Origin of the sequence: Streptomyces sp. CA-142005 (assembly GCF_050942335.1) — a bacterium.
GTDB lineage: Bacteria > Actinomycetota > Actinomycetes > Streptomycetales > Streptomycetaceae > Streptomyces.
The window spans coordinates 4018023-4040537 of sequence record NZ_CP192078.1; the positions used below are offsets into that span (position 1 = coordinate 4018023).

Genomic DNA, 22515 nt, shown 5'->3' on the forward strand with positions numbered 1-22515 from the left:
TTTCTGCGGCGTGGATGTAATCGTTTCCAAGACCGCACGGATCTCACGAGTCTCACGAGGAGGTGAGCCGGCGATGGCGAGTATCAAGGACGTCGCTGCCGCGGCCGGGGTCTCCGTCGCCACGGTCTCGCGCGTCCTGAACGCACACCCGTCGGTCAGCGCCGACGCGCGCACGCGCGTGCTGGCCGCCGTCGAGGCGCTCGGGTACCGGCCCAATGCCGTCGCCCGGTCCCTGCGCACCGACCAGACCCACACCCTCGGGCTCGTCATCAGTGACGTGCTCAATCCCTACTTCACCGAGCTGGCCCGTTCCGTGGAGGAAGAGGCCCGCGCGCTCGGGTACAGCGTGATCATCGGCAACGCCGACGAGCGGCCGGACCTTCAGGACCATCACGTGCGGAACCTGCTCGAGCGGCGGATCGACGGGCTGCTCGTCTCTCCCACCGACGGCGGCTCTCCGCTCATGCTCGACGCCGCCCGCTCCGGGACCCCGATGGTGTTCGTGGACCGCTGGATCCCGGGGGTCGACGTCCCCGTCGTACGGGCCGACGGACGGGGTGCCGTACGGGACCTGGTCGCGCATCTGTACGCGCTCGGGCACCGGCGGCTCGCGATCATCGCGGGGCCCGCCGCCACCACGACCGGCAGCGAGCGTGTCGAGGCCTTCCGGGAGGCGATGGGCGAGTACGGGCTTCCCCTTCCGGACGCCTACATAGGCCAGGGCGACTTCCAGGCCGAGAGCGGACGGCGGGTCACCGAGGGGTTCCTGGACCTCGCCCATCCGCCGGAGGTCGTCTTCGCCGCCGACAATCTCATGGCACTCGGTGCCCTGGACGCGGCACGCGCGCGTGGGCTGCGCGTTCCGGACGACATCGCGCTGGCCGCGTTCGACGACATCCCCTGGTTCGTGCACACCGATCCGCCCGTCACCGCGATCGCCCAGCCGACCGGTGAGCTGGGGCGGGCCGCCGTACGCGCCCTGGTCGACCGCATCGAGGGGCGCGCGGCCGCCTCCGTCACCCTCACCGCCCGGCTCGTGGTGCGCCGCTCGTGCGGCGCGCCCGGACCGGCTGTGCAACCCCCCACGCAGTCCCCCTCCCCAGTGCAAAGGAGCACGTCGTGAGCAACGCGGACGAGTTGCTGCGTATCGAGGGCATACGCAAGACCTTCCCCGGCGTGGTCGCGCTCGACGGCGTCGACTTCGATCTGCGCCGGGGCGAGGTCCATGTGCTGCTCGGTGAGAACGGCGCCGGCAAGAGCACGCTCATCAAGATGCTCTCCGGGGCCTACACGCCCGACGGCGGCCGTATTCACGTCGGTGGTCAGGAGGTGCGCATCCATGGCGCACAGGACGCCGAACGGCTCGGGATCGCCACCATTTACCAGGAGTTCAATCTCGTTCCCGATCTGACCGTCGCCGAGAACATCTTTCTCGGGCGGCAGCCGCGGCGCTTCGGGATGATCGACCGGAAGCGGATGGAGGCCGACGCCGAGGTGCTGCTCGCGCGCGTCGGCGTGAACGTCTCCCCCCGCGCGCGTGTGCGTGAACTCGGCATCGCAAGGCTGCAGATGGTCGAGATCGCCAAGGCGCTCAGCCTGGACGCGCGCGTGCTCATCATGGACGAGCCGACCGCCGTGCTCACCTCGGAGGAGGTGGAGAAGCTCTTCGGCATCGTGCGGTCGTTGCGTCGGGACGGCGTGGGGATCGTCTTCATCACGCATCATCTGGAGGAGATCGCCGCCCTGGGGGACCGGGTCACCGTCATCCGGGACGGGAAGAGCGTGGGCCAGGTTCCCGCCTCGACCCCCGAGGACGAGCTGGTGCGGCTCATGGTCGGGCGGTCCATCGAGCAGCAGTATCCGCGGCAACGGCCCGAGAAGGGTGCCGCCCTGCTCAGTGTCGAGGGGCTCACCCGTGACGGTGTCTTCCACGACGTCAGCTTCGAGGTGCACGCCGGCGAGGTCGTCGGGATCGCGGGGCTGGTGGGCGCGGGGCGCACCGAGGTGGTGCGGGCCGTGTTCGGGGCGGATCCGTACGACGGCGGGGTGGTGAAGGTCTCCGGCGCGGAGCTCAAACGGCATGACGTGAACGCCGCGATGGCCGCCGGGATCGGGCTCGTGCCGGAGGACCGCAAGGGGCAGGGGCTGGTGCTGGACGCCTCCGTCGAGGAGAACCTCGGGCTCGTGACCATGCGGTCCGCGACCCGGGCCGGGCTCGTCGACCGCAGGGCGCAGCATGTCGCCGCCGAGCGCATCGCCGGGCAGCTGGGCGTGCGGATGGCGGGGCTGGGGCAGCACGTGCGGACCCTGTCCGGCGGCAATCAGCAGAAGGTCGTCATCGGCAAGTGGCTGCTGGCCGACACCAAGGTGCTGATCCTCGACGAGCCGACGCGAGGCATCGACGTCGGCGCGAAGGTCGAGATCTACCAGCTCGTCAACGAACTCACCGCTCAGGGTGCCGCCGTGCTCATGATCTCCAGCGATCTGCCGGAGGTGCTCGGCATGAGCGACCGGGTGCTGGTGATGGCCCAGGGCCGGATCGCCGGTGAACTCGCGGCCGCCGAGGCCACCCAGGACGCCGTCATGGCGCTCGCCGTCTCCACTCCCACCATCCAGAAGGAGGCCACCCGTGGCCACTGACACGCTCAAGAGCCGCGCGGGCGCGAGTGGCGCCCCCGCCCCGGGGGCCTTGCGTCGGCTGCTCCTCGACAACGGCGCGCTCACCGCGCTGATCGTCCTCGTCGTCGCGCTGTCCGCGCTGTCCGGGGACTTCCTGACCACCGACAACCTGCTCAACATCGGCGTCCAGGCGGCCGTGACGGCCATCCTCGCCTTCGGTGTGACCTTCGTGATCGTCTCGGCGGGCATCGATCTGTCCGTCGGCTCCGTGGCCGCGCTGTCGGCGACCGTGCTGGCCTGGAGCGCCACGCGGCACGGGGTGCCGGTGGCGGTCGCGGTCCTGTTCGCCGTCGCCACGGGTGTCGTCGCGGGTCTGGTGAACGGTTTCCTCATCGCCTACGGCAAGCTGCCGCCGTTCATCGCGACGCTGGCCATGCTGTCGGTGGGCCGTGGTCTCGCCCTGGTGATCTCGCAGGGCTCCCCCATCGCCTTCCCGGACTCGGTCTCGCACCTCGGGGACACGCTCGGCGGATGGCTGCCGGTGCCGGTGCTGGTCATGGTCGTGATGGGGCTGATCGCCGCACTCGTGCTGGGGCGGACGTACATCGGCCGCTCGATGTACGCGATCGGCGGCAACGAGGAGGCCGCGCGGCTGTCCGGTCTTCGGGTGAAGAAGCAGAAGCTCGCCATCTACGCGCTGTCCGGCATCTTCGCGGCCGTCGCGGGCGTCGTGCTGGCCTCCCGGCTGTCCTCGGCGCAGCCGCAGGCCGCCGACGGCTACGAGCTGGACGCGATCGCGGCGGTCGTCATCGGCGGTGCCTCGCTCGCGGGCGGCACCGGCAAGGCGTCCGGCACGCTGATCGGCGCGCTGATCCTGGCGGTGCTCCGCAACGGCCTCAACCTGCTGAACGTCTCCGCGTTCTGGCAGCAGGTCGTGATCGGCGTCGTCATCGCGCTGGCGGTGCTGCTGGACACCATGCGCCGCAAGGCCGGGGCGACCCCGGTGGCGTCCGGTACGGGCGGGCCCAGGGGCAGGCAGGCGGCGACCTACGCCCTCGCGGCCGTCGTCACCGTGGCGATCGTCGGGGCGACCTCCTTCCTGCACGGCGGGTCCTCGTCCTCCACCACCCCGAAGATGGGCCTGTCGCTGTCCACCCTCAACAACCCGTTCTTCGTGCAGATCCGGGCCGGCGCCCAGGCCGAGGCGAAGAAGCTGGGCGTGGACCTGACCGTGACCGACGCCCAGAACGACGCCTCCCAGCAGGCCAACCAGCTGCAGAACTTCACCAGTTCCGGCCTGGGCGCGATCATCGTCAACCCGGTGGACTCGGACGCGGCGAGCAACTCGGTCAAGTCCGCCGACAAGGCGAGGATCCCGGTGATCGCCGTCGACCGGGGCGTCAACAAGGCCGCCGTGAACGCCCTGGTGGCGTCCGACAACGTGGCGGGCGGGGAACTGGCCGCGAAGACCGTCGCCGAGAAGCTCGGCGGCAAGGGCAGGATCGTGATCCTGCAGGGCCAGGCCGGCACGTCGGCGGCCCGGGAGCGCGCGCAGGGCTTCGCGCAGGGTCTGAAGGCCTACCCCGGCATCCGGGTGGTGGCCCAGCAGCCGGCCGACTTCGACCGCACCAAGGGCCTCGACGTGATGTCGAACCTGCTCCAGGCCCACCCCGACGTCCAGGGTGTCATCGCCGCCAACGACGAGATGGCCCTCGGCGCGATCAAGGCGCTCGGTTCCAAGGCCGGCAAGTCCGTCCAGGTCGTCGGTTTCGACGGCACCCCGGACGGGCTGACGGCGGTGAAGGACGGCACGCTGTACGCGTCGGTCGCCCAGCAGCCGACGCAGTTGGGGAAGATCGCCGTGGACAACGCGCTCAAGGCGGTCCAGGGCAAGAAGGTGGCGCCGACGGTGAAGGTACCGGTGAAGGTGGTCACGAAGGACAACGTGGCCGGTTTCAGCGGCTGACAACGGGTGAGGCCGGGCGGGCGGTCGTACACCATGGGGGCACCCGGCATGGGGCACCATGGGTGACGGCCGCCCGCCCGGGTCGTCTCTGGGAGTCATGGGGAGTCAACTGATGTACGACTACGACCTGTTGGTCGTGGGTTCGGCCAACGCCGACCTGGTGATCGACGTCGAGCGGCGGCCGGCCGCCGGCGAGACGGTGCTCGGCGGCGACCTGGCCGTCCACCCGGGCGGCAAGGGCGCCAACCAGGCGGTCGCCGCCGCCCGGCTCGGCGCGGGTACGGCCCTGCTGGCCCGGGTCGGCGACGACGGCCACGGCAGGCTGCTGCTGGACTCCCTGCACGAGGCCGGCGTCGACACGGTCGGCGTGCTGGTGGGCGGGGCGCCGACGGGAGTGGCGCTGATCACCGTGGACCCCTCCGGGGACAACAGCATCGTGGTGTCGCCCGGTGCCAACGCCCGCCTCACCCCCGCGGACATCCGGGCGGCGGTCAGCCTGTTCCTCGCCTCCCGGGTGGTGTCGGCGCAGCTGGAGATCCCGCTGGAGACGGTCGTGGAGGTCGTACGGAACCTGTCCCCGGACAGCCGTTTCGTGCTGAACCCGTCCCCGCCGCGCCCCCTGCCGACGGAGGTGCTCGCGGCCTGCGACCCGCTGATCGTCAACGAGCACGAGGCCCGGGTGATCCTCGGCGAGGCCTGTGTGAGCGAGGATCCGGCGGACTGGGCGCGGCTGCTGCTGGCCAAGGGTCCGCGCTCGGTGGTGGTGACGCTCGGCGCGCAGGGGGCGCTGGTGTGCGACTCCTCGGAGGTGACGCGGGTGGCGTCGGCGAAGGTGGACGCCGTGGACACGACGGGTGCCGGGGACGCGTTCACGGCGGCGCTGGCCTGGAAGCTGGGCACGGGCGCGGATCTGCCGCAGGCGGCGGCCTACGCGGCCCGGGTCGGCGCGGCGGCCGTGACGAAGCGGGGCGCGCAGGAGTCGTATCCGACGGCGGAGGAGGTCGAGGCGCTGTGAAGAAGGCGGGAATCCTCAACCGTCATCTGTCCGGTGCCCTCGCCGAGCTGGGGCACGGGGACGGGGTGCTGGTGTGTGACGCGGGCATGCCGATCCCGGACGGGCCGCGCGTGGTGGACCTGGCGTTCCGCGCCGGGGTGCCGTCGTTCGCGGAGGTGCTGGACGGTCTGCTGGCCGAGCTCGTGGTGGAGGGCGCCACGGCGGCCCAGGAGCTGCGCGGCCGCAACCGGGCCCTGCTGGAGGGCCACTTCCCGGGGCTCTCCCTGGTCCCGCACGAGCGCCTGAAGGAGCTGTCGGCGGGCGCACGGCTGGTCGTGCGCACGGGTGAGGCGCGGCCGTACGCGAATGTGCTGCTGCGCTGCGGCGTCTTCTTCTGAGGCCCGTACGCCTTCGAGGGGGCGGCCCCGGTCCGTCGACCGGGGCCGCCCCCTCGGCTTTCCCCTCCGTATCAGAACCCCGTGAATCCCCCCCGGGTCCCCTCCCGGGTTCTGATGACAGGTACGACACTCGGAGCCCGGAAAGGGTTGCACGCGTTCTCAAGATTTTTTGAGTACGTGTTCCACGAACCGCTCCGCCGTCTCCGCCAGCACCTCCCGGCCGTCCCGGGCCCACAGCCGCTCGTTGAAGAGCTCGACCTCGATCGGGCCGGTGTAGCCGGCGGCCTCCACGTGGCCCGTCCACTCGCGCATGTCGATCGCGCCGTCGCCGATCTGCCCCCGGCCGTTGAGGACGCCCTCGGGCAGCGGGGTGATCCAGTCGGCGAGTTGGAAGGTGTGGATACGGCCGCCCGCGCCCGCCCGGGCGATCTGTGCCGGGGCCTGGTCGTCCCACCAGATGTGGTAGGTGTCCACGGTCACCCCGACCTGGTGCGCGGGGAAGCGCTCGGCCAGGTCCAGGGCCTGGGCCAGCGTCGACACCACGCAGCGGTCGGCGGCGTACATGGGGTGCAGGGGCTCGATGGCCAGGCGGACCCCGTGGTCCTCGGCACGGGGCGCGAGGTCGGCGAGGGCGTCGGCGATGCGTTCGCGGGCCGCCCGCAGGTCCTTGCCGCCGGGCGGGAGGCCGCCGCACACCAGGACCAGGGTGTCGGTGCCGAGGGTGGCCGCCTCCTCGATCGCGCGCCGGTTGTCGTCCAGGGCACGGGACCGCTCTGCCGGGTCGGTCGCCGTGAGGAAGCCGCCCCGGCACAGGGTCGTCACCGTCAGGCCCGCCTCCCGGACCAGTTTCGCCGCCGCCTCGACGCCGTACTCCTGGACCGGCTCCCGCCACAGGCCCACCTGAGTGACGCCCGATCGGCCGCAGGCGTCCGCCAGTTCCGGCAGTGACAGCTGCCTCACCGTCATCTGGTTGATGCTGAACCGCGCCAGACCGGTCATGGGGTCACCCCGTACAGCGACAGCAGGTTCTTCATCCGTTCCTCGGCGAGCTTGGGGTCCGGGAACAGGCCGAGGGCGTCGGCGAGTTCGTAGGCGCGGGCCAGGTGCGGGAGGGAGCGGGCCGACTGGAGGCCGCCGACCATCGTGAAGTGGGACTGGTGGCCGGCGAGCCAGGCCAGGAGGACCACGCCGGTCTTGTAGAAGCGGGTCGGGGTCTGGAAGAGGTGGCGGGACAGCTCGACCGTGGGGTCCAGCAGGCTCCGGAAGCCTGCCGTGTCCCCCGTGTCCAGGACCCGTACCGCCTCGGCCGCCAGCGGGCCGAGCGGGTCGAAGATGCCGAGCAGGGCGTGGCTGAAGCCCTGGTCGTCGCCCGCGATCAGCTCGGGGTAGTTGAAGTCGTCGCCCGTGTAGCAGCGCACGCCGTGAGGCAGGCGGCGGCGGAGGTCGATCTCCCTGCGGGCGTCCAGCAGGGACACCTTGATGCCGTCCACCTTGTCCGGGTGCGCGGCGATGACCTCCAGGAACGTCTCCGTCGCGGCGTCCAGGTCGGCCGAGCCCCAGTAACCCTCCAGCGCCGGGTCGAACATCGGGCCCAGCCAGTGCAGGATCACCGGCTCGGCGGACTGGCGCAGGAGACGGCCGTAGATCTCCAGGTAGTCCTCGGGCCCGGACGACGCGGCCGCCAAGGCCCGCGACGCCATCAGGACCGGCTGGGCGCCCGACTCCTCGACGACCGCGAGCTGTTCCTCGTAGGCCGCGCGGATCTCCGCCAGGGAGCCGCCCGTGATCTGGTCGGTGCCGACCCCGCAGGCGATCCGGCCGCCCACACTGCGCGCCTCCGCCGCCGACCGGCGGATCAGCTCGGCCGCGCCCGCCCAGTCCAGGCCCATGCCGCGCTGGGCGGTGTCCATCGCCTCGGCGACGCCGAGTCCGTGGGACCACAGGTGGCGGCGGAAGGCGAGGGTGGCGTCCCAGTCGACGGCGGCGGGCGAGTCGGGGGACACGTCCGCGTACGGGTCGGCCACGACGTGCGCCGCCGAGAACACCGTACGGGAGGTGAAGGGGGTGCCCGGCGAGACGTGCAACGGCTCGGTGCGGGGCTCGTACGTCCGCAAGGAACCGTCCGCCGAGGGAAGTCGGATGGTCACAGCGCGATCTCCGGTACCTCGATCCGGCGGCCCTCGGCCGAGGACTTCAGGCCCAGCTCCGCGAGTTGGACGCCACGGGCGCCGGCCAGCAGGTCCCAGTGGTACGGCGCGTCGGCGTAGACGTGCTTGAGGAACAGCTCCCACTGGGCCTTGAAGCCGTTGTCGAAGTCCCCGTTGTCCGGGACCTCCTGCCACTGGTCGCGGAAGACCTCGGTGGCCGGGACGTCCGGGTTCCAGACCGGCTTGGGGGTCGCCGAGCGGTGCTGCGCCCGGCACTTCCTGAGTCCCGCCACCGCGGAGCCCTCGGTGCCGTCCACCTGGAACTCGACCAGTTCGTCGCGGTTGACGCGCACGGCCCAGGAGGAGTTGATCTGGGCGATCGCGCCGCCCTCCAGCTCGAAGATGCCGTAGGCCGCGTCGTCCGCCGTCGCGTCGTAGGGCTTGCCCTGTTCGTCCCAGCGCTGCGGGATGTGGGTGGTGGCGAGGGCCTGGACGGACCTCACGCGGCCGAACAGCTCGTGCAGGACGTATTCCCAGTGCGGGAACATGTCGACAACGATGCCACCGCCGTCCTCGGCGCGGTAGTTCCAGGAAGGGCGCTGGGCGGGCTGCCAGTCGCCCTCGAACACCCAGTAGCCGAACTCGCCCCGGACGGAGAGGATCCGGCCGAAGAAGCCGCCGTCGACGAGCCGCTTCAGCTTCACGAGGCCCGGCAGGAAGATCTTGTCCTGGACCACGCCGTGCCTGATGCCCCTGGCGTGGGCGAGGCGCGCCAGTTCGAGCGCGCCGTCCAGGCCGGTGGCCGTGGGCTTCTCGGTGTAGACGTGCTTTCCGGCGGCGATCGCCTTCTTGACGGCCTCCTCGCGGGCGGAGGTGACCTGGGAGTCGAAGTAGATGTCGACGCTGCCGTCCGCAAGGACCGCGTCCACGTCCGTGGAGACGTGGTCGAGGCCGTGGCGGTCGGCGATCGCGCGCAGGGCGTGCTCGCGGCGGCCCAGCAGGATCGGCTCGGGCCACAGCACGGTGCCGTCGCCGAGGTCGAGGCCGCCCTGGTCGCGCAGGGCGAGGATCGACCGCACGAGGTGCTGGCGGTAGCCCATGCGCCCGGTCACGCCGTTCATGGCGATTCGCACCGTCTTGCGTGTCACGTGAGTCCCCTCTGTCAACACAGGAAGCAAGCGCTTTCTATGGTGAGAAGCTAGCCTCTGGACCGTGGTCTGTACAAGACCGTGTCCCCTTCGAGTTGTTCGAGGGGGCGAACAACCGGGGGCCATGGCCTTAAGGTCTGCTCGACGGATTCTCGGAACCAGCGGCAGGACCTGGCTGTCTACGAGGGCGTACGACACGATGCGCGACCGGAGGACGACGACATGACGGTGACCCTGGCGGATGTGGCGGCCCGCGCCCAGGTCTCACCCGCGACGGTGTCGCGCGTGCTGAACGGCAACTACCCGGTGGCCGCCTCCACGCGCGAGCGGGTGCTGCGGGCGGTGGACGAGCTGGACTACGTCCTCAACGGCCCGGCGAGCGCCCTCGCCGCGGCCACCTCCGACCTGGTCGGCATCCTCGTCAACGACATCGCCGACCCCTTCTTCGGCATCATGGCGAGCGCGATACAGGCCGAGATCGGGGGCGTCGGGGGTGGCCGGGCGGGCGGTGAGCGGCTGGCGGTGGTCTGCAACACGGGCGGCTCGCCGGAGCGTGAGCTGACCTACCTGACACTGCTGCAGCGGCAGCGGGCGGCGGCCGTCGTGCTGACCGGCGGGGCCGTGGAGGACGCGCCGCACGCGGCGGCGGTCGCGGCGAAGCTGCGCAAGCTCGCCGAGGCCGGGACGCGGGTGGTGCTGTGCGGGCGGCCGCCGGCGCCCGACACCGAGGCCGTGGCGCTCACCTTCGACAACCGGGGCGGCGCACGCCGGCTCACCGAGCATCTGCTCGGCCTCGGCCACCGCCGCCTCGGCTACATCGCGGGCCCCGAGGAGCGCACGACGACCCGGCACCGGCTGGAGGGCCACCGGGAGGCGCTGGCCGCGGCAGGTGTGGCGGACGACCCACGCTGGACGGTGCACGGCCGCTACGACCGGCAGTCCGGGTACGAGGCGACGCTGGAGCTGCTGCGCCGTGATCCGTCGCTGACCGCCGTGGTCGCCGCGAACGACTCCGTCGCGCTCGGGGCGTGTGCGGCGCTGCGGGACTCCGGGCTGCGGATTCCGGACGACGTGTCGGTCGCCGGGTTCGACGATCTGCCGTTCAGTGTGGATGCGGTGCCCGCGCTGACGACGGTGCGGCTGCCGCTCGCGGAGGCGGGGGCCAGGGCCGGGCGCATCGCCATGGGGCGGGAAGAAGCGCCCCCCGGAGGCATCACGACCGTCCGGGGGGAGCTGATGGTGCGGGGGTCTTCGGGGGTGCCCCGGTCAGCCGGGAAGTGACCTTCCCAGCAGGGGCATCGGCGCCTCGCCCCTCTTGCGGTCCTGGTACCAGCGCTTGCCGGTGTCGTAGGCCCGGCGGGCCCTGCGGACGACGGGGATCTGGGTGGCGAGGTGGACCTGGTAGCGCCAGGGGGTCTGGTGGCCCTGGCGTACCGACATGGCGTAAGCGAAGGAGACCGGGTCGCGGTCCAGGTAGTCGTCCAGCTGCTCGAACCAGGCCATGCTGGAGCGCGCACCCGCCTGGGTGGGGTGCAGTTCGGCGCGGCGGTGCTGGTCGTACTCGCGCAGTGCCGTCCGCGGATCGGGGTAGCTCGCGAGGCTGTGGGCCAGCACGATCGCGTCGATCATCGCGAGCCGGGTCCCGGACCCGAGCGTGAAGTGGGTGGTGTGCGCGGCGTCGCCGGCCAGGACGACGTTGCCGTCGACCCAGGTCCGGTTGCTGATGTGCTGGAAGCGCTGCCACTTCGCCGGTTCGCCGCGTGATCTGCTGATCAGGGAGTGGCCGTCGAGCGCGCGGTGGAAGATCTTCTCCAGCAGGGGCATGGCGTCATCGGGTTCGAGCGTGTCGAGGCCGAGGCCCTTCCAGGTCTGCGGTGAGCACTCCACGATGCAGGTGCTGATCCCGTGGTACGACGGATAGGCGTGGAACCAGATCCAGCCGGCCGGGGTCTCCTCGAAGCAGAACACGAAGCTCTCGAACTGCCGGTCCGTGCCGAGCCAGATGTAGGGGTTGCGGCCAGTCTCCACCTGGGTGCCGAAGCGCTCGGCGCGGCTCTGCCGGATGCGGCTGCCCGCGCCGTCGGCGGCCACGATCAGGTCGGCCTCGGGCAGGTCGGCGGGATCGGCGAGCTTCTCCCCGTGCCGGACGTCGACGCCGAGTGCCTTCGCGCGCCGGGTGAGGACCTCCAGCAGGGCGGCGCGGCCCATGCTGTAGCCGTAGCCGCCGAAGTAGGCCGTGCCGTCGTGCCGGCTGCCGTGCAGACGGATCTCCTGGTCCTGCCACAGCACGGAACCCGCGCTCACCGCCCGTGCGCTCTCGGGGTCGTTGCGATGCAGGATGTCCAGCAGATCGCTCCAGTACACGACACCCCAGCCGTACGTCGCCTCCGGCGGGTCCCGCTCGATCACGGTGATCTCGTGACCGGCGTCCCGCAGCTTCGCGGAGATCGCGAAGTACAGCCCGGCCGGGCCTCCGCCCACGCAGACGATCCTCATCCGGTACCTCCGTTGTCACGGCCACACTGGAACATCACTTCGGTTACGTCCTTCGGCATATGGAACCGGGTGCCCGTGAGGTCGGGCACCCGGATCCACCCTTGGTTTGTCAGGGGGTGTCGGCTACTGCTGGCGCTCAGTCCCACCAGCCCCAGCCCCAGCCGCCGCCCCAGCCCCAGCCCCAGCCCCAGCCCCAGCCCCAGCCGCCGTGGCCCCAGCCCCAGCCGCCGTGGCCCCAGCCCCAGCCCCAGCCGCCGCCGCCCCAGCCCCAGCCCCAGCCCCAGCCACCGCCGTGGCTGTGGTACGTGGCGACCTGCGCGGGAGCGGACGCGGGAGCAGAGGAGGTGGCAGCCTGGGCCGCTCCGGCTCCGGCCGCGATGGCAAGGATCGGCGCCGAGCAGACCGCGATGGCCACTCTCTTCATCCGGGTGGTGTGTGCGCGCATGATGAGCCCCTCTCCGGAGGGTGTGGTTGACTTGCCGACCGGCCTCTACGGGCCGTCCGTTGCGCTCCCTTGCCTGCGCGTCGCTCGGAGCGCGCCCGCCGCCACGCGATAAGCGCTCTCGCGGCGGACCGCCACGTCCGTGATAAAACGGACATAAGTGGCGTTCTCCATCAAAGCTACGACGAGGTCGCGACGTAGTCAAAAGCAGGACTCCGTACCGCCCTAAAGAACAGGCAAAGGGAACGGACCCGGGTCCGGACAGCCAACGCCCGTGCACCCCAGCAGATTTGGTACGCCGCCGAGCCGAACCGTGGACGCGGGCGGGCGGTGAGCCTAGGCTCCGAGAGACAGCATCTCTGACTGAGTCAAACATCTGGGGGGCTGAGATGACCGTCCAGGACGTCCGCGCCTTCAACCGCTTCTATACGGGCGTCATCGGCGCCCTCGACTACGGCCGCCATCTCTACGCCCCGTACACCCTCACCGAATCCCGTGTGCTGTACGAACTCGCCCAGGTCCCGCACCTGGACGCGGTCGATCTGCGCACCCTGCTCGACCTGGACGCCGGGTATCTGAGCCGGATCCTGAACAAGTTCGGGGACGCCGGGCTCATCGAGCGCGGCCCCTCGCAGAGCGATCCGCGCCGGCGGCGGGTACGGCTCACCGCGCGGGGCCGGGAGGCCGCAGCCCTGCTCGACGAGCGGGCCCGGGAGACGGTCGGGGCCATGCTCGATACCGTGGCCCCGGCCGACCGGCCCCGGCTGGCCGAGGCCATGCGGACCATCCAGCAGGTCCTCGGCGAGGACGGGGACCGGTCCGAAGAGGTCGTGCTGCGCGAGCCGCGCCCCGGCGACCTCGGCTGGATCGTGCAGCGCAACGCGGCCCTGTACGCGGCCGAGTACGGCTGGAACGCCGACTACGAGGGGCTGGTCGCCCGGATCGTCGCCGACTTCGCGGAGGACCACGACCCGCATCTGGAACGGGTGTGGATCGCCGAGCGGGCAGGGCGCCCGGTGGGCTGTGTGATGTGCGTACGGGACGACGCACCCGGCACCGCGCGGCTGCGGCTGCTGCTGGTCGAGCCGGAGGCGCGCGGGCACGGCATCGGCGACCGGCTGGTGCGGGCCGTGATCGACTTCGCGCGCGGGGTCGGCTACCGCGACCTGGTGCTGTGGACCAACGACGTGCTCAGCGGCGCCCGCCGGATCTACCAGCGGCACGGCTTCGTTCTCGTCGCGGAGAAGCCGCACCGCTCCTTCGGCAAGGATCTCGTCGGCCAGGACTGGCGACTGGATCTGCACGAATCGGGCGAATGACGAGTAGGGTCCGGGCCATGAAGCTGGCGTTCTCCACTCTCGGTGTCCCCGGCCTGCCCGTCCCTGAGGTCCTGGCGCTCGCGACCGCGCACGGCTACCACGGCGTCGAACTGCGCGCCCACCCCGAGGAACCCGTCCATCCCGGCCTGACCACCGCCGAACGCGCCGCAACCGCGGCCCGTTTCAAGGAGGCCGGGGTCGAGGTCCTGGGCCTCGCCGGGTACGCGCGTGTCGCCGCGCCCGGTGACGACGCACCCGTACTGGCGGAGATCCGGGACCTCCTCCACCTCGCCCACGACCTGGGCGCACCCTACGTCCGGGTCTTCCCCGGCGCCGACCCCGACCACCCCCCGGCGGAGTCCGACGCCCTGGCCGCCCGGCGGCTCGGCACCGCGGCGGAGGACGCCGCCGCGCTGGGCGTGCGGATCCTGCTGGAGACGCATGACTCGCATCGCACCGGTGCCGACGTGATCCGGGTGCTGGGCCCGGTCGGGCACCGGCAGGTGGGTGCGCTGTGGGACGTCATGCACACCTGGCTGGGCGGGGAGCAGCCCGCCGACACCTATGCGGCGCTTGCTCCGCATCTGGGGTATGTGCAGGTCAAGGACATCGCGTCGGCGCAGGACACCACGCCGCTGCCGCTCGGCTCCGGGGTGCTTCCGCTCACCGAGTGCGTGGACGTCCTGTGCCGGCGCGGGTGGGACGGGTGGCTGTGCTGGGAGTACGAGAAGCGGTGGTACGAGTCGGCTGCGCCGCTTGCGGGGCTGTTGGGGGCGGGGCGGGAGCACTTGCTGCGCCTGCTGGGCGAGGCGGCGTAGGTTCACCCGTCAGACACAGCCCCGCGCCCCTGACGGGGTGCGCCCCGGCCCCCGGGTAAATCGCTGGCCCGGTCATCGGCGCCCGGTTACCCTCCCCCGGTGATTCAGCCGCTCATCGACGTACGACCCCTGCGCACCTCACCCCTCTTCCGGCGGCTGCTGGTCGGACGGACCGTGTCCACGCTCGGCGGGTTCATGACCATGGTGACGGTCATGTACCAGGTGTGGGACATGACCCGCAGCACGGCGTGGACCGGTGCGGTCGGGCTCGCGCAGGCGGTGCCGCTGGTGGTGTTCGGGCTGTTCGCGGGCGCCTGGGTGGACCGGGCGGACCGGCGGCGGATCTATCTCACGGCGACGGTGGGACAGGCGGCCTGCTCCGCGCTGCTGGCCGTGCAGGGCTTCACCGGGCACGTCCCGGTGGCGGCCGTCCTCGCCCTGGTCGCCGCGCAGGCGGCGTTCAGCGCACTCGGCGCCCCGGCGGCCGGGGTGTTCGTGCCGCGGCTGCTGCCGAAGGACCAGGTGGCCGCCGGTCTGGCCCTGAACCAGGTCACCGGCCAGTCGATGATGCTCCTCGGCCCGGCCCTGGCCGGTGTTCTGCTGGGCTGGCTGGGCATCGGCATCTGCTATCTGCTGGACGCCCTCAGCTTCGGCGTCAGCTTCTACGGCGCCTTCGGGCTGCCCGCGCTGCCGCCGCAGGGCGAGCCGTCGCGGGCGGGCCTGCACGGGGTGCTGGACGGGCTGCGGTTCCTGGCCGGGCACCGGGTGGTGCGGGGGGCGCTGATCACCGACCTCGCCGCGACCGTGCTGTGCTTCCCGGTGAGTGTGTTCCCGCTGGTCAACGCCGAGCGGTTCGGCGACGACCCGCGCACGCTCGGCCTGTTCCTGTCGGCCCTGGCGGTCGGCGGCGTCACGGCCACCGCGCTGTCGGGCGCGGTGACCCGGCTCGGCCGGCCGGGTACGGTCATGCTGGGCGCGGCGGCCGCATGGGGTGCCGCGCTGCTCCTCTTCGGGCTGACGACCAACCCGTGGCTGGGCCTCGCCCTGCTCGCCGTCGCGGGCGCCGGGGACGCCATCTCGGTCGTCTCCCGGTCCACGATCGTGCAGACCCGCACCCCGGACGCCCTGCTCGGCCGGGTCACGGCGGCCGAGCAGATCGTCAGCCAGGCGGGCCCCAGCCTCGGCAATGTGCGCGGCGGCCTGGTCGCCGGCTGGACCAGTGGCGCGACCTCGCTGATCACCGGCGGCCTGCTGTGTCTGCTGGCGGTGGCAACGGTCACCGCGACGACACCGGAACTGCGAAACGGGGCGCCCGGTACGGCCGACGAGGCCGCCGGGGCCCCCGGTACGGCCGACGGGGCCGCCGGGGCGCCGGGTACGGCCATCGAATCCCCCTGACACCTACGTGAGAGCTCGGACAGCCTCCCGACGGCCTCTCACACGGACCGCGCCGGGCGTGCCGTCAGCGGTGTGGTGCCGGTCAGACACCAGGCCAGGACCGCCGGCCAGGGGCCGTACCCGGCGTCGAGGTCGAGGTGGGCGGCGCCGGGGATGATGTCGGCGGGCAGGCCGAGCGGCTCGGCGTAGACGCTGTCCGCGCCCTCGGGACAGTACGGGTCGTCGGTGCCCGCGACCAGCCGGGCCGGGCCGGGAAGCGGGGCGTCGAGGGCGGGCGGGGCGAAGGCGGAGACCTCCGGGAAGGAGGCGAGGGTGGCCGGGGACGGTGGCGCGACGAGCAGCACCCGGTCCGCGTACCGCAGTTGCTTCAGGCCCCGGGCGGCGGCGTGCAGCCACAGCACGGCGGACAGGCTGTGGGCGACGACGACCCGCTCCCCCGAGCCGTCCAACTCCTCCAGGTGGCGGGCGAGTTCGCCGAGCCACGCCTCCAGGTCGGGGTCGTCCGCCTCGGGCAGCTGCGGATAGGTGACCCGGTGGCCCAGCCCGGTGAGGCGGTCGGCGAGCCAGTGCTGCCAGTGCCCCCCGGGGCGGTGGTTCTGCCAGCCGTGCAGGATGAGGTACGCGCGCGTCGTCATGCCGCCGATGATCTCCGAGCCCTCCCTCACGGTCCAGTCACCCGGGGCGGCGCCGGGGCAACTCCCCCTGGTGTGAGACCAGTTGCTCCGATAGCTTCCGGCGCACATGTGTCTCACAACAGTCACACAGGGGAGAGTGCGCATGCGCAAGGCGCTCAGATGGCTGCTCGCGCTCGCCGTGTTCATAGGCACGCTGAGCACGGCGGGCACGGCCACCGCCGCCCAGTCCGGTCCCACCGACATCAAGGACAGACTGCTCGCCATACCGGGCATGAGCCTGATCCAGGAGAAGCCGTACCCCGGCTACCGCTACTTCGTCCTGAACTACACCCAGCCGATCGACCACCGCCACCCCGACCGCGGCACCTTCCAGCAGCGCATCACCGTGCTGCACAAGGACACCAGCCGCCCGACGGTCTTCTACACCGGCGGCTACAACGTCTCCACGACGCCCTCGCGCCGCGAGCCCACCCAGATCGTGGACGGCAACCAGGTCTCCCTGGAGTACCGCTTCTTCACCCCGTCCCGCCCCGACCCGGCCGACTGGTCCAAGCTCGACATCTGGCAGGCGGCCGGCGACCAGCACCGCGTGTTCGAGGCCCTCAAGCCGATCTACGGCGGCCGCTGGATCGCCACCGGCGGCTCCAAGGGCGGTATGACGGCGACGTACTACGAGCGCTTCTACCCGCGTGACATGGACGGCGTCGTCGCCTACGTCGCCCCCAACGACGTCGTCAACAGCGAGGACTCGGCCTACGACCGCTTCTTCGCCGGCGTCGGCACCAAGGAGTGCCGGGACCGGCTGAACGCCGTCCAGCGGGAGGCGCTGGTGCGCCGGGAGCCGCTGGAGAAGCGGTACGCGCGGTACGCCGCCGACAACGGCTACACCTTCGACACCGTCGGCGGCCTGGACAAGGCGTACGAGGCGGTCGTCCTCGACTACGTCTGGGGCTTCTGGCAGTACAGCCTGCTGCAGGACTGCGACACCGTCCCGGCGCACGCGGCCACCGCGAGCGACGACGAGATCTGGAACTCGGTCGACACCATCTCCGGGTTCTCCGCCTACACCGACCAGGGACTCGAACCGTACACGCCGTACTACTACCAGGCGGGCACTCAGCTGGGCGCGCCGACCATCCACTTCCCGTACATCGAGCGGAAGTTGATCCGCTACGGCTACCAGCCGCCGCGCGACTTCGTGCCCCGTTCCATCCCGATGCGCTTCCAGCCGCAGGCGATGCGGGACGTGGACACATGGGTACGGCACCACGCCACGCACATGCTGTTCGTCTACGGCCAGAACGACCCGTGGGGCTCGGAGCGCTTCCGGCTCGGTACGGGCGCCCGTGACTCGTACGTCTTCACGGCCCCCGGCATGAACCACGGCGCGAACGTCGCGGGCCTGGTCCCCGACCAGAAGGCTCTCGCCACGGCTCGCATCCTGCAGTGGGCCGGGGTTTCCTCCGCCGACGTCGCCAAGGCCGCGCCGCTGGCCGCGTTCGACGCCAAGCTGGACGTGCGGGACCCCGAGCGCGAGCCCGCGCTGCGGCCGTAGGGGCGGTTCCCTCACAGCCGCCGCGCACAGCCCACCGGCCTGGTGCCGCCCAGCTGGACGTACAACGCCGTCGACGCCGGGCAGTCCGTGCGGTCGGGGACGGCCTGGGTGATGCGGTACTCGGGTTTTCGGCGGGCCGAGCCGTCGCAGGCGGTCTCGCGGACCTGGCCCTTGCCGGAGGCGTACACGCAGTCGCCGGGGATCGTGCGGGGGCCGCCCCCGCCCCCCGGGTCGCCGGGGTGCGGGGGCTCCAGGCCGCGCATGCAGGCGTAGCCCTGGGGGATCGCGCCGTCGCCGTCCTCGTCGGCGGCCGCGGACCGGGCGCTGATGTGCAGCACGAAGTCGGTCGTCGGCGGGCACAGGGGGCCGTCGGCGGTCGCGCCGTCGTAGCGGGCGACGACCCTGGCCGCCGCCCGCTCGCTCGCGCAGGGCACCTCGGTGAAGCTGGTCGTGCCGAAGGAACTGCACTCGCCGACGGCGAGGAACTCGGTGCCGTAGCCGCCGCTGGTGGCCGGGGTGGGGCGGGCGTCGCCGACGGGGGCGCCCGCCGTACCCCGGCAGCCGGACAGCAGCAGGGCGGCCGGCAGCAGGCAGGCGAGGCACGCGGCCCTCACGGCACCTTTCCCACGCATGGCACCCCCCTGACACCCCGGTCCAGCGTGGCCCTCGGCGGCGCGGCCACGCCAGACATCAGGGAGGGTTTCCCCCCGTTGGGGGTGGTGCGCCCGGTGTGTGGCGTACGGCTAGTACGTCAGCCCGTACCCGATCGGGTACAGCACCTGGGTGGGGTCGTCGGCCCGCTGCACCGGCACCGGCAGCTTGCCGCGCGGGGGCACGCCGCCGGCGATCACCCGTGCGGCGGCGCGCACTTCGACGTCCGTCCAGCCGTACGAGGCCAGGCAGGCCTTGACGGAGGGGAACTGGGCCACGTCGTAGGGGTTGCGGACGGCGAGGGCCGCCAGGGGCTTGCCCGTGGCCAGGAGCTGTTCCACCAGCGTGCGTTGGGCGCTGCCCGCCGTCACGTTGTAGGTCGCGACGACCACCGCGTCAGCGTCCCGCGCGGCCTTGACCGCCTGGGCGATGACCGCGGCGGAGGGTGCGGTGCCGGTGGACAGGGCCGTGGCCGTGAAGCCCAGCTCGGTGAGGGCGGCGGCCAGCACGCCGGTGGGCGGGCCGGTGGTGCCGGAGGGCGAGGCCGGGTCCGCGCCGACGACCAGCAGGCGGGGCTCGGTGCGGGGGGAGAAGGGGAGGGTGCCGTCCTCGTTGACCAGGAGGGTCGTGGTGCGTTCGGCGATCCGGTCGGCGGCGGCCAGGTGCGCCTCGGTGCCCACCGTGCCCTCGATGCTCGTCCGGCCGGCCCGGCGGTCGGCGAAGAGGCCGAGGCGGGCCTTCAGGCGCAGGATGCGCAGGATCGATTCGTCGAGGCGGGCCTCGGTCAGCTCGCCGTTCTGGACGGCCTTCAGTACGGCGTTCCAGGCCACGTCGAGGGACGGCGGGTTGAGCAGCTGGTCCACCCCGGCCTTCAGCGCGAGCACCGGCACCCGGTCGTCGCCGTACTTGGTGCGGACGCCCTCCATGCCGAGGGAGTCGGTGATCACGACCCCGTCGTAGCCGAGTTCGCCGCGCAGGATGCCGGTGAGGATCGGGTGGGAGAGGGTGGCCGGGTCGCCGGAGTCGTCCAGGGCCGGGAACTGGATGTGCGCGGTCATGATGGAGTCGATGCCCGCGGCGATCGCGGCCCGGAAGGGTACGGCGTCCAGCTTCTCCCACAACTCCCGGCTGTGCGTGATGACCGGGAAGCCGGTGTGGCTGTCGGTGGCGGTGTCGCCGTGACCGGGGAAGTGCTTGGCGGTCGCCGCGACCCGGGAGGCCTGATAGCCCGTCACCTCGGCGGCCACCAGCGCGGCGACCGCGTCCGGGTCGGCGCCGAAGGACCGTACGCCGATGACCGGGTTGGCCGGGTTGACGTTGACGTCGGCGTCCGGGGAGTAGTCCTGGTTGATGCCGATCGCGCGCAGCTCGGCGCCGGAGATCCGGCCGAGGGTGTGCGCGTCCGCGCGGGAGCGGCCGGCGCCGATCGCCATGGCGCCGGGGAAGAGGGTGGCGGGCTTGCCGACCCGGCAGACCGCGCCGTGCTCCTGGTCGGTGGCGATGAGCACCGGCAGGCCGCGCGGCTGGTCCAGGGAGGCCTTCTGGATGCCGTCGGAGAGGTCGGCGATCTGGTGCGGGTCGCGGGTGTTGTGGGCCCAGGCGAAGTAGATGATCCCGCCGACGCGGTACTTGGCGATCAGCTCGGCGGCCGTGCGGACGCCGATCTCGTTGAGGTTGGCGTCGATGTCGGCCTGGTCGGGGGCGGTGGCGGAGTGGCCGTAGACCCGCATCACGAAGAGCTGGCCGACCTTCTCCTCCAGCGTCATCCGGGAGATCAGGGCGCGCAGCCGGCGGTCGTCGCCGGGCGTGGCGGCGCGCGCGGCCGTCGGCACGGTCAGCGCGGCGGTGAGGCCCGCGGTCGCGGCGAGGACGGCGCGTCTGGAGGGTCTTGCGGTGTGTCCCGTGCTTGCCGTGCTTCCCGTGCTGGTGTCGGGCACGTGCGCTCCTTCCAGAGGAGTACCGCTGAAGGAAACTTCCGAGGAGTCACCAATATCCGGGAAGTTTCTTTCCGTCAAGGGACTGCACAGTAACCGCAGAAGGGGCCGCCACCGGCGCAGGGAGGGGGCGCGCCGATGGCGGCGGGCGGCCGGCCGTGCCGCGGCGAAGAGGGTGGGTCGGCGTTCGCGGCCAGTCGCGAAGGGCCGACACCACGGCACGGAACCCGTCCGGCAACCCGCGCGTTGGACGAGCCCGGCGCGCGCCGGGTTCCCCCGTCCGGCGGCACGTCCACCTCCTGGACGGTCATGACCGCAGTGCGGACGAACCAGCCATCATGCGGGCATGCCCGCAGTAGCCATCCCCGGTTCCAAGTCCATCACCGCCCGTGCCCTGTTCCTCGCGGCCGCCGCCGACGGCGTCAGCACGCTCCTGGGCCCCCTGAGCTCCGACGACACCGAGGGCTTCGCCGAGGGCCTGACCCGGCTCGGCTACCGGCTGGGCCGTACCGCGGAGGCCTGGCAGGTGGACGGCCGCCCGCAGGGACCGGCGCTCGCCGAGGCCAGGGTCCACTGCCGTGACGGTGCCACCACCGCCCGCTTCCTGCCCGTCCTGGCCGCCGCCGGACACGGCACCTTCCGCTTCGACGCCTCCCCGCAGATGCGCCGCCGTCCCCTCGGCCCGCTCACTCGCGCCCTGCGCGACCTCGGCGTCGACCTGCGGCACGAGGAGGCCGAGGGGCACCATCCGCTCACCGTCCGGGCGGCCGGTGTCGAGGGCGGCGAGGTCCTGCTGGACGCCGGCCAGTCCTCCCAGTACCTGACCGCGCTGCTCCTGCTGGGCCCGCTGACCCGCAAGGGCCTCAGGATCCGGGTGACCGACCTGGTCTCGGCGCCGTACGTGGAGATCACGCTCGCGATGATGCGGGCGTTCGGCGTGGAGGTGGTGCGGGACGGCGAGGTGTACGACGTCCCGGCCGGCGGCTACCGCGCCACCACCTACGCCATCGAGCCGGACGCCTCCACCGCGAGCTACTTCTTCGCCGCGGCCGCCGTCACGCCGGGCCGCGAGGTGACCGTGCCGGGCCTCGGCACCGGCGCGCTCCAGGGCGATCTGCGCTTCGTGGAGGTGCTGCGGCGGATGGGCGCCGAGGTGGAGATCGCGGCGGACCGGACGACCGTGCGCGGCACGGGAGTCCTGCGCGGTCTCACCGTGAACATGCGGGACGTCTCCGACACCATGCCGACGCTCGCCGCGATCGCGCCGTTCGCCTCCGGCCCGGTCCGCATCGAGGACGTGGCGAACACACGGGTGAAGGAGTGCGACCGTCTGGAGGCCTGCGCGGACAATCTGCGCAGGCTCGGTGTGCCGGTGGCGACCGGCCTCGACTGGATCGAGATCCGGCCCGGCACGCCCGCCCCCGGCACCGGGGTCAGGACCTTCGGGGACCACCGCATCGTGATGTCCTTCGCGGTGACCGGCCTGCGCACCCCCGGCCTGTCGTACGACGATCCCGGCTGCGTCCGCAAGACGTTCCCGGGGTTCCACGAGGCGTTCGCGAGGCTCCCGGAAGCGGGCTGACCGCGCGGGCCGTCAGCACAGGATCCACCCCGAGCTGACCGACCCCCGGGGCCCCACCGCGCCCTTGATCCACACGCAGCGGTGGCCGGCGTGGACCGTCACCGGCCCCGCGTGGTGCCGGTAGACGCCCTTGTCGACGACCGGGCGGTTGCCGCGGGCCTGGACGCTGACGGACATCGTCCGGGCGGATCCGGGGTGCCGCGCGACGGTGATGGCGCACACGTACCCGTCGTGCTTGTAGACGTGGGTGACCCCGCTGCTGAACGGCAGGGTCCGCACCTCGTGCCCGGCACAGCCGCCGACCGTGCCCGCCTGGGCGGTGCCGGACGTCACCAGGGCGAGCGCCCCGCTCGCCGCCAACACGGCCGCACCGAGCGCCAGGCGCCGGCGTATCCCACCACTGTCCACTTCGA

The 22515-nt window shown here is 72.3% G+C and carries 20 protein-coding genes; 11 read left to right on the top strand and 9 right to left on the bottom strand.

Annotated elements, in window-relative coordinates; all coding sequences use genetic code 11:
- Positions 1–73: 73 nt before the first annotated feature.
- The 5 genes from ACQPXS_RS18905 to rbsD all read left to right on the top strand — a co-directional run bounded on the left by ACQPXS_RS18905 (position 74) and on the right by rbsD (position 5977).
- A complete protein-coding gene (locus ACQPXS_RS18905; RefSeq protein ID WP_433450524.1) occupies positions 74–1123 on the top strand; it encodes a LacI family DNA-binding transcriptional regulator in 1050 nt (349 codons plus the stop codon).
- Positions 1120–2640 carry a sugar ABC transporter ATP-binding protein gene (locus tag ACQPXS_RS18910; protein WP_356312479.1) on the top strand — a complete coding sequence of 507 codons (1521 nt, stop codon included), beginning with the start codon at positions 1120–1122 and terminating at the stop codon, positions 2638–2640. The genes ACQPXS_RS18905 and ACQPXS_RS18910 overlap by 4 nt, the downstream gene beginning before the upstream one ends.
- The gene (locus ACQPXS_RS18915) at positions 2630–4585 is read left to right on the top strand and encodes an ABC transporter permease/substrate-binding protein (RefSeq protein ID WP_433450525.1); all 1956 of its coding nucleotides are present in this window, start codon (positions 2630–2632) and stop codon (positions 4583–4585) included. Before ACQPXS_RS18910 ends, ACQPXS_RS18915 begins: the two co-directional genes overlap by 11 nt.
- A 112-nt stretch (positions 4586–4697) precedes the next feature.
- The gene (locus tag ACQPXS_RS18920) at positions 4698–5600 is read left to right on the top strand and encodes a ribokinase (protein WP_351808769.1); all 903 of its coding nucleotides are present in this window, start codon (positions 4698–4700) and stop codon (positions 5598–5600) included.
- A complete protein-coding gene (rbsD, locus tag ACQPXS_RS18925; RefSeq protein WP_351808502.1) occupies positions 5597–5977 on the top strand; it encodes a D-ribose pyranase in 381 nt (126 codons plus the stop codon). Before ACQPXS_RS18920 ends, rbsD begins: the two co-directional genes overlap by 4 nt.
- Positions 5978–6136: 159 nt before the next feature.
- Here the strand turns inward: rbsD and ACQPXS_RS18930 are convergent, their stop codons facing one another.
- From ACQPXS_RS18930 to ACQPXS_RS18940, 3 genes are read right to left on the bottom strand one after another with little or no spacing between them, the layout of a single operon-like run.
- Complete coding sequence (locus ACQPXS_RS18930) at positions 6137–6976, bottom strand: sugar phosphate isomerase/epimerase family protein (protein WP_433450527.1); 840 nt, start codon at positions 6974–6976, stop codon at positions 6137–6139.
- Positions 6973–8124 (bottom strand): dihydrodipicolinate synthase family protein, encoded by a 1152-nt coding sequence (locus ACQPXS_RS18935; protein ID WP_433450529.1) that lies wholly within the window; start codon positions 8122–8124, stop codon positions 6973–6975. Before ACQPXS_RS18935 ends, ACQPXS_RS18930 begins: the two co-directional genes overlap by 4 nt.
- Complete coding sequence (locus ACQPXS_RS18940) at positions 8121–9272, bottom strand: Gfo/Idh/MocA family protein (protein ID WP_433450530.1); 1152 nt, start codon at positions 9270–9272, stop codon at positions 8121–8123. Before ACQPXS_RS18940 ends, ACQPXS_RS18935 begins: the two co-directional genes overlap by 4 nt.
- Positions 9273–9494: 222 nt before the next feature.
- Between ACQPXS_RS18940 and ACQPXS_RS18945 the strand changes: the two genes are divergently transcribed.
- Entirely contained in the window at positions 9495–10553 is a 1059-nt protein-coding gene (locus ACQPXS_RS18945; protein WP_433450532.1) for a LacI family DNA-binding transcriptional regulator, read from the top strand.
- On the opposite strand, the gene ACQPXS_RS18950 is transcribed toward ACQPXS_RS18945, so the two are convergent.
- Together ACQPXS_RS18950 and ACQPXS_RS18955 are read right to left on the bottom strand one after the other, a co-directional pair.
- Positions 10539–11768: an FAD-dependent monooxygenase gene (locus ACQPXS_RS18950; RefSeq protein ID WP_433450534.1), complete on the bottom strand. Its 1230-nt coding sequence runs from the start codon at positions 11766–11768 to the stop codon at positions 10539–10541. The two genes, ACQPXS_RS18945 and ACQPXS_RS18950, sit on opposite strands and share 15 nt — an antisense overlap.
- A gap of 136 nt (positions 11769–11904) precedes the next feature.
- The gene (locus ACQPXS_RS18955; protein ID WP_433450535.1) at positions 11905–12213 is read right to left on the bottom strand and encodes a hypothetical protein; all 309 of its coding nucleotides are present in this window, start codon (positions 12211–12213) and stop codon (positions 11905–11907) included.
- Positions 12214–12599: 386 nt separating this feature from the next.
- Between ACQPXS_RS18955 and ACQPXS_RS18960 the strand changes: the two genes are divergently transcribed.
- From ACQPXS_RS18960 to ACQPXS_RS18970, 3 genes are all read left to right on the top strand, one after another.
- Positions 12600–13529, top strand: a complete 930-nt coding sequence (locus ACQPXS_RS18960) for a bifunctional helix-turn-helix transcriptional regulator/GNAT family N-acetyltransferase (protein ID WP_433450537.1) — start codon at positions 12600–12602, stop codon at positions 13527–13529.
- Positions 13530–13546: 17 nt separating this feature from the next.
- The gene (locus tag ACQPXS_RS18965) at positions 13547–14347 is read left to right on the top strand and encodes a sugar phosphate isomerase/epimerase family protein (protein ID WP_365323458.1); all 801 of its coding nucleotides are present in this window, start codon (positions 13547–13549) and stop codon (positions 14345–14347) included.
- Between the two features lie 99 nt (positions 14348–14446).
- On the top strand, positions 14447–15745 hold the full coding sequence (locus ACQPXS_RS18970) for an MFS transporter (RefSeq protein ID WP_433450539.1): 1299 nt from the start codon (positions 14447–14449) through the stop codon (positions 15743–15745).
- 38 nt (positions 15746–15783) lie between these two features.
- On the opposite strand, the gene ACQPXS_RS18975 is transcribed toward ACQPXS_RS18970, so the two are convergent.
- Positions 15784–16380, bottom strand: a complete 597-nt coding sequence (locus ACQPXS_RS18975) for an RBBP9/YdeN family alpha/beta hydrolase (RefSeq protein WP_433450540.1) — start codon at positions 16378–16380, stop codon at positions 15784–15786.
- Between the two features lie 142 nt (positions 16381–16522).
- Here ACQPXS_RS18975 and ACQPXS_RS18980 point away from each other — a divergent pair, with 142 nt between their 5' ends.
- Positions 16523–17935 (top strand): S28 family serine protease, encoded by a 1413-nt coding sequence (locus tag ACQPXS_RS18980; protein ID WP_433450541.1) that lies wholly within the window; start codon positions 16523–16525, stop codon positions 17933–17935.
- Between the two features lie 11 nt (positions 17936–17946).
- Here the strand turns inward: ACQPXS_RS18980 and ACQPXS_RS18985 are convergent, their stop codons facing one another.
- Both ACQPXS_RS18985 and ACQPXS_RS18990 read right to left on the bottom strand, forming a co-directional pair.
- On the bottom strand, positions 17947–18567 hold the full coding sequence (locus ACQPXS_RS18985; RefSeq protein WP_433450543.1) for a hypothetical protein: 621 nt from the start codon (positions 18565–18567) through the stop codon (positions 17947–17949).
- A gap of 111 nt (positions 18568–18678) precedes the next feature.
- Complete coding sequence (locus ACQPXS_RS18990; protein ID WP_433450545.1) at positions 18679–20523, bottom strand: glycoside hydrolase family 3 protein; 1845 nt, start codon at positions 20521–20523, stop codon at positions 18679–18681.
- Between the two features lie 343 nt (positions 20524–20866).
- Between ACQPXS_RS18990 and aroA the strand changes: the two genes are divergently transcribed.
- Positions 20867–22102 carry a 3-phosphoshikimate 1-carboxyvinyltransferase gene (gene aroA / locus ACQPXS_RS18995; protein WP_433450546.1) on the top strand — a complete coding sequence of 412 codons (1236 nt, stop codon included), beginning with the start codon at positions 20867–20869 and terminating at the stop codon, positions 22100–22102.
- Between the two features lie 12 nt (positions 22103–22114).
- Here the strand turns inward: aroA and ACQPXS_RS19000 are convergent, their stop codons facing one another.
- Entirely contained in the window at positions 22115–22510 is a 396-nt protein-coding gene (locus tag ACQPXS_RS19000; protein WP_351808544.1) for a hypothetical protein, read from the bottom strand.
- Positions 22511–22515 lie beyond the last annotated feature (5 nt).